At 78.6% G+C, this 6,118-nt stretch carries 6 protein-coding genes; 1 reads left to right on the top strand and 5 read right to left on the bottom strand.

Annotated features, from left to right (window positions below; genetic code table 11):
• The 5 genes from AAHH18_RS16190 to AAHH18_RS16170 form a co-directional block, all read right to left on the bottom strand.
• The coding region (locus AAHH18_RS16190) for a glycosyltransferase (protein WP_343302321.1) at positions 1–811 on the bottom strand (811 nt) is incomplete at its 3' end.
• A gap of 85 nt (positions 812–896) precedes the next feature.
• Positions 897–2,036 carry a glycosyltransferase family 2 protein gene (locus AAHH18_RS16185; RefSeq protein ID WP_343302320.1) on the bottom strand — a complete coding sequence of 380 codons (1,140 nt, stop codon included), beginning with the start codon at positions 2,034–2,036 and terminating at the stop codon, positions 897–899.
• Positions 2,037–2,177: 141 nt separating this feature from the next.
• Positions 2,178–2,696 carry an acyltransferase gene (locus AAHH18_RS16180; protein ID WP_283321176.1) on the bottom strand — a complete coding sequence of 173 codons (519 nt, stop codon included), beginning with the start codon at positions 2,694–2,696 and terminating at the stop codon, positions 2,178–2,180.
• A 1-nt stretch (position 2,697) separates the two neighbouring features.
• Positions 2,698–3,843, bottom strand: a complete 1,146-nt coding sequence (locus AAHH18_RS16175; protein WP_343302319.1) for a glycosyltransferase family protein — start codon at positions 3,841–3,843, stop codon at positions 2,698–2,700.
• Entirely contained in the window at positions 3,840–4,712 is an 873-nt protein-coding gene (locus AAHH18_RS16170; RefSeq protein ID WP_343302318.1) for a glycosyltransferase, read from the bottom strand. The genes AAHH18_RS16175 and AAHH18_RS16170 overlap by 4 nt, the downstream gene beginning before the upstream one ends.
• Before the next feature lie 177 nt (positions 4,713–4,889).
• Between AAHH18_RS16170 and lhgO the strand changes: the two genes are divergently transcribed.
• Positions 4,890–6,110 (top strand): L-2-hydroxyglutarate oxidase, encoded by a 1,221-nt coding sequence (gene lhgO / locus AAHH18_RS16165; protein WP_343302317.1) that lies wholly within the window; start codon positions 4,890–4,892, stop codon positions 6,108–6,110.
• The last annotated feature ends 8 nt before the right edge of the window (positions 6,111–6,118 follow it).

Genomic DNA, 6,118 nt, shown 5'->3' with positions numbered 1-6,118 from the left:
CGACGGCGACCACCGCGGGGAGCAGCGCGGGGGCGCCGCGGCCGAGGTGCCGCGCCACGTAGGCGTCGACCCGGCCGCGGGTCCGGGCACGGGCCGCGACCGCCCGCCGGCCCGCGCGGGCGGGGTCGCGTGCGAGGAGCACCGGCTGCCCGGCGACCGGCGCCTCGCGGAAGCCGGCCCCGACGGCGTCGCGGCGGAACATGACGGCCGCGCCCTCCTCGTCCGCCCGCAGCCCCTCGTCGAACCCGACCGACTCCAGCACCGCCCGCGTCGCCGCGCCGGCGGCGGCCGGCCAGGCACCCGGCGGCGGCGGGTCGGCCACCACGCCCAGCAGGCGGTCCGCGCGCGCGGCGGACGGCGCGCGACCCGGGGGGTGGACGGCGCCCGCGACGAGGTCGGCCCGCCCGGCGCGCAGTGGTGCCGTCAGCGCGGACACCCAGGCGGCGGGGACCCGCACCTCCGCCAGCGTGAAGAGCAGGTACCGCCCCCGGGAGGCCGCGACGCCGAGGTTGCGGGCCCGCGCGGGTCCCACGCCGGGCGCGGCGACGACCCGGACCCGACGGTCCCCGCCCAGGCCCGGCGGCAGCGCGGCGACGTCCCCGACGACCAGCACGACCTCGCCGCCGAGGCGGTGGCCCCGCAGCCGCACCGCGGGCGCGACCGCACCGGCGCCTGCGGACCCGGCGGGACCGCGGGCCGCGACGTCGAGCGACGCGAGCACGCCCCGCAGCATCTCCGGGAGACCCGGCTCCGCGCCGCGGGCCACGACCACCACGGAGACGTCGACGCGCCCCGGCACGGCTTCGGGCACGCTCACCTCCGGCGGCACGGCTCCCGGCACGGGCACCGGGATGGGCTCATACCCTCCCAAACCGGACAGGCGCGGTCGAGGCGGGTCACTCGTCCGGGTGGCGCTCCCGCATCCCGGACGGCTCCGGTGCAGCCGCGGCGCCCGGGCCGCCGGTGCCACCCGGAGCATCGGGGCCACCTGGGCCGTCAGTGCCGGCCAGGCCGTCCGGGCCACCCCGGCCGTCGGCCGCGAGCCCCGCGACCTCCGCGGGCGGGAACGGCTCGGGGTCCGGCAGCCCGCCGAGCGCGTACCCGAGCCCGAACCCCGTCGACCAGGACAGGCGCGCCACGTCGCCCCTCGACCGCACGCGCGCGAGCTCCCCCGCGACCGTCCCGGCGCGGCGTGCGACGCGGACCGGCCTGCTGCGCAGCAGCTGCCGCCGGGGCGCCGGGACGACCGGCGCGGTGACGTCCGCCGGCGGCGCGGGCTCGTGGTGCACCGCGAGCGCCTCGCGGACGTCGCCGTAGCGCGCCGCCAGCCAGCGCTGCCCCATGCCGCTGTGCCGGCCCTGGTCCCAGGTGTCGCGCAGCCCGTGCCGCAGCCGCATGTGCACGACCGCCGCCGGCTCGAACTCCAGCCGGCTGCCGGCGAGCTGCGCCCGCCAGCACAGGTCGGTGTCCTGCAGCCACCGCGCGCGGGGGTCGAAGCGCCCGATGCGGTGGAACAGCTCGCGGCCGATGCCGAGGTTGCTCGCCGCCGCGCACGGGAGCCACGGCAGCGGCTCGGTGTACTGGAGCCCCTCGACCTGCGGCAGGGCGCGCGACCGGCGGGCCGACCGGTCGTTGAGGCGGTGCCACTCGAGGCGCCCGGCGACCACGCCCGTGCGGTCGACCGCGGCGCCGAGGGAGTCGATCCACCCGGGGGCGACGACGTCGTCCGCGTCGCAGAACAGCAGCGTGCCGCCACGCGCCACCTCGGCGGCCGCGTTGCGCGCCGCTCCCGCGCCCGGCGTCCCGGAGGCGTCCACGAGGCGTGCCTGCGGCAGCCAGGATCGTGCGTCCTCGACGACGTCGCGGGTGCCGTCGGTGGAGCCGTTGTCGGCCACGATGACCTCCCAGGACCGCTCGGCGCGCTGGGCCGCGAGGGCGCGGAGCTGGTCCGGGAGGGTGGCGGCGGCGTCGCGCGCGGCGATCACCACGGAGACGGCGACGGGGTCGGGATCGGCGTGGCGGTCGGACGCGCGCATGGTCCCCCTCTGGGTCAAATCATGACATTTCACCCATCGAAACACGCACCTGTCCGGCCCGCACGCCGTGGCACCGCGAGCCACGCGACCCGGCGCCCCGTCCGTCGCGGTCCCGCCCCCGGCCCTCCGGGGGGGACCCGGTCAGTACCGCTCGGGCCCGTAGTCGATCCGGTAGTGCTGCTCGCGCGGGCGCTCGCCGATCGGCTTCGCCGGCACGCCCCCGACGACCGTCCACGGCGGCACGTCCTGCGTGACCACCGCGCCGGCCGCCACCACGGCGCCCTCGCCGATCGTCACGCCCCGCACCACCGTGGACCGGCTCGCCAGCCACGCCCGGTCCCCGATGACGATCGGGCCGAGCCGCCCCGCGAACCCGGGGTCGCGCAGGTCGTGGTCCGCCGTCACCAGCAGCACGTGGCTGGCGATGACGACGTCGTGCCCGATGTCGATGCCGCCGCGCGCGTCCACCTGGCAGAACCGCCCGACGTGGCAGCGCCCCGCGATCCGCAGGTTGCCCGGCTCCAGCACCTCGGAGCCTCCGAACAGGTACACGTGCTCGCCGAGGTCCGCCCCGAGCCGGCGCAGCGTCGCGATGCGCAGCGCGTTGCTCGGCACGTGCGTGATGACCCGGTTGAAGACCAGCTCGCCCCGTCGTCCCACCTCAGGCCTCCTTCCCGCGGGCCGCGCCCGCACGCTCCGGGTCCCGCGCACCGCCCAGCCGCGCGGCGATCGCCCCCGGCACGTGCTCCCGGCGCACCAGGTCGCGCCCGGCCTGCGCCCGGTCCAGCCGGTCCGCCGGGTCCGCCACGAGCGCCTGCACGGCGGCCAGCAGCGCCCGCTCGCCCGGCTCGCCGTCGCCGACCACCACCACCCGGGCCTCGTCGAACAGGTGCGAGGCGCCGCGCGAGTCGTTGGTGACGACCGCGCAGCCATGGCCCAGCGCGGCGACCAGCGGGCCGCTCACCGCGAAGGCGCCGCCACCGCCCCACCCGTCGCGCCGCCACCGCACGACGACGGCGGCGCGCGCGAACGCGGCCCGGACGTCGGCCTCCGGCAGGAACCCCAGCAGCCGGACGCGGTCGAGCACGCCCCGCGCCTCCGCCTCCTGGCGCAGCCGCTCCTCGGTGGCCGGCGAGGCCGCCCCGACGGCGAGCGTCCAGCCGGCGGGCAGGTCCCCCGCCGCACGGACCAGCGGCAGCACGTCGGCCGCGTCCGCGACGTAGCCGGGGACGAGCACCTCGGTCCGCCCCTCGACCGGCGCCTCGGCGACGGCACCGACGTGCGGCACGTCCTGCACCGGGCGGGTGAGCCGGTGCGCGCGCTCGAGGGCCCGGGCGCCGGCCGGCGACAGGCACAGCACCCGCTCCGCGCGCTGCAGCAGGTCCCGCTCCGCCCGCCGCCCGAGCACGGCGGAGAGGGCCGCGGCGACGCGACGCCCCCCGCGACGGTCGAGCAGGGTGGTGAAGAAGGCGCCGCCGGAGAGCTCCGGCACGTCGTGCACCATCAGCCAGACGCGCCGCCCGCGCCGGGCCAGCCACCAGGCCGCCCAGAACTCAGCCAGCCCCCGCCCGGCCTGCTCGACCACGAGGACGTCGGCGGGGTCGCGGCGCGCGAGCCGCCGGGCGAGCCGCACGGCCAGCACCGCCGACTGGGACGCCCCCGGCTCGGGCGGCAGCCGCTCGACGTCCACCTCCCCGAGCTCCTCCAGCACGGGGCGGAACGCCTGGGCGTAGGCCGCGACGCCGCTCGGGCTGGGCGGCAGGCGCGTGACGTGCACGAGCCGCAGCCCCGCGGGGGCCGCCGTCACCGGGCTCCCCGCGAACCGCCACGGGCCGCACCGCGCACGCCGTCCCGGACCCCGACGGCGGCGCGCTGGACGCCCTCGACGGCGCCCAGCAGCCGCGTGCGGCGCCGCGGCACGTCCTGCGTCAGCCGGCCGGTGCGCTCGTCCTCCAGCAGCGAGCCGTACAGGTGCCCGAAGGTGTGCAGCGCGGCGACGGCGAACCCCGCGCGGCCGTCGCGCCAGACGCCGGAGTAGACGGTGGACCGCAGCAGCTCGCGCAGCAGGGCCACGGGGTCGTCCAACCGGGTGAACCGTCCGGGGTTGTTCGCGGCGTACCGCAGGATCTTCTCGGTCGTCTGGCCGACGGAGCGGAAGTTCAGGTGGGCGATGGCCGGCACGGACTCCGGCGCGTCGATGCCGCGGCCGTCGAGCACCGGCGGGACGTGGGCGAGCGCGGGCTCGGCGTAGTGCGCCCGCCCGCGCCGCAGCAGGGCGAACTTGGCGCTCCCTCGCAGCGAGTGCTCCAGCAGCCGGCCGAACGCCACGTTGTCGTACCGCAGGCGCACGCCGGCGACGTCGTCGGGACCGTCGAGCACGGGCTGCAGGGCCGCGCGGAACCCCGCCGGGAGGTGCTCGTCCGCGTCCACGAACAGCACCCAGTCGCTGGTCGCCGCGTCGAGCCCGAGCTGGCGCACCTGCTCCACGACGGGCGCGTCCGGGACCGGCACCACGCGCGCCCCGTGCTCCGCGGCGACCGCGGAGGTGTCGTCGCGCGACCCCATGTCGCAGACGAGCACCTCGTCGAAGCCGGCCAGCCGCGGCAGGCAGTCGCGCAGCAGGTCGGCCTCGTCTCGGGAGTACACGACGGCGCTCACGGTGCCCGGGGAGGTCATGGCGTCGAGCGTAGGTGGGGGTCCCCCGGAGGCGGCACCGCCTCCAGGGTGAATTCCGGCGAAAGCGGACATAGCGGGCATCGCGGACGGCTAGCCTCGCGGTGCGGACAGGGGGTCCGCCCACCGCCCGGTCGCGGCGGCCAGCGGCCCGACGGGGCCACCCGGAAGGAGCACGGCATGAGCCACGTCCTCGTCGTCGGCAGCGGCATCGTCGGGCTGGCGGTCGCCGCCCGCCTCGCCGCGCGCGGCGACCAGGTCACCGTCCTGGAGAAGGAGGACGGGCTGGCCCTGCACCAGACCGGTCGCAACTCCGGTGTCGTGCACTCCGGCCTGTACTACCCGCCGGGCAGCCTCAAGGCGACGATGGCCGCCGCCGGCACCCGGTCGCTCACCGCCTACGCCCGCGAGCGCGGCGTCCCGGTCGAGATCTGCGGGAAGCTCGTCGTCGCCACCTCCGAGCGCGAGCTGCCCGGCCTCGAGAAGCTCGCGGACCGCGCCGTCGCCAACGGGGTGCCGGCCCGCCGCCTCACGCCGGCCGAGGCCCGCGAGTACGAGCCGCACGTGCGGGCGGTCGGCGCGCTGCGCGTCGAGTCCACCGGCATCGTCGACTACCCCGGCGTGTGCCGCGCGCTCGCCGCGGACGTGGAGGCGGCGGGCGGCAGCGTCGTGCTCGGCGAGGAGGTGCTCGCCGCGCGCACCGTGCCCGACCGGCCCGGTGCCCGCGGCCGCGTCGAGGTGCGCACCGACAAGGCGGACCGCGAGGTCGACGCGCTCGTCGTCTGCGCCGGGCTGCACGCCGACCGCATCGCGCGCGCGTGCGGACTGGAGCCGGAGGCGCGGATCGTGCCGTTCCGCGGGGAGTACTTCGAGCTCACCCCCGAGGCCGGCGAGCAGGTGCGCGGGCTGATCTACCCCGTGCCGGACCCGCGGTTCCCGTTCCTCGGCGTGCACCTCACGCGCGGCATCGAGGGGCACGTCCACGCCGGCCCGAACGCCGTGCTCGCGCTCGCCCGGGAGGGCTACACCTGGCGCGACGTGTCGCCGGGCGACATGGCCGACGCGCTGGGCTGGCCCGGGCTCTGGCGGCTCGCCGCCCGCAACCTCGTGCCCGGGGCGGCCGAGGTCGGCCGCTCGCTGTCCACGCACGCGTTCGCCCGGAGCCTGTCGCGCCTGGTGCCCGGCATCACCGCCGGGGACCTCGTGCCGGCCCCGGCGGGCGTCCGCGCGCAGGCGCTGCGCCGCGACGGCGGGCTGGTCGACGACTTCCTCGTGCAGACCACCGCGCGCCAGGTGCACGTCCTCAACGCGCCGTCCCCCGCGGCCACGGCGTCGCTGGAGATCGCGCGCCACATCGTCGAGCAGCTCGACGCCACCCTCCCCCTGGAGCACGCCGCGTGAGCCTGCCC

It is taken from the genome of Cellulomonas olei (assembly GCF_039548315.1).
Lineage (GTDB): Bacteria > Actinomycetota > Actinomycetes > Actinomycetales > Cellulomonadaceae > Cellulomonas.
This window is presented reverse-complemented; position numbering and strand designations above follow the sequence as displayed.